Origin of the sequence: Paenibacillus germinis (genome assembly GCF_013141785.1) — a bacterium.
Lineage (GTDB): Bacteria > Bacillota > Bacilli > Paenibacillales > NBRC-103111 > Paenibacillus_E > Paenibacillus_E phytorum.
On record NZ_WHOC01000065.1, the window covers coordinates 1 to 538 of the forward strand.

At 50.7% G+C, this 538-nt stretch carries 2 protein-coding genes; both read left to right on the plus strand.

Features of this window, described 5'->3' with window-relative positions; translation table 11 throughout:
* Window positions 1-13 precede the first annotated feature (13 nt).
* A complete protein-coding gene (locus GC102_RS12060) occupies window positions 14-178 on the plus strand; it encodes an amidohydrolase family protein (protein WP_281367656.1) in 165 nt (54 codons plus the stop codon).
* A gap of 16 nt (window positions 179-194) precedes the next feature.
* Window positions 195-538, plus strand: a 344-nt coding sequence (locus GC102_RS12065; protein ID WP_171689759.1) for a Rieske (2Fe-2S) protein, incomplete at its 3' end; no start/stop codon positions are given.

A 538-nucleotide genomic window follows, 5' to 3' on the forward strand; every position in this document is an offset into this window, starting at 1 on the left:
CAATCCCAAGCATTTGAAGAGCATCTTCGAGATGATCGACGCAGAGAACATCTTGCTCTACTCGAGCGACTATCCGCATTGGGACTTTGATTCCCCGCATCAGATTCTGAGCTGGCTACCACAGGAGTCGCGGGACCGCATTTTCTACGAAAACGCGAAACAACTATACAAGCTGTAGGGAAAGGGACAAGAAAATGACCGTACATTATGTGATCGAACCGGAGCAAATCCCCGAGGGGCATCACCGCGTATTTGAAATTGCAGGTCGTTCCATTGGGATCTACAATGTAAAAGGTGAATTTTATGCCATCCTCAATTATTGCCCGCATCAGGGGGCGGAGATTTGCAAAGGGCCGGTATGCGGAACGAGCTTGGAGTCGAGGGTGTATGAGTACAAATTCGGGCGGGAGGGAGAGATCGTCCGGTGCCCTTGGCACGGATGGGAGTTCGATTTGAAGACGGGAAAGTCGCTTGTGAAGGAGAAAGTCAGGCTGCGGTGCTATAAAGTCTTCGTAGAGGATGGCAAGATTGGGGTGGA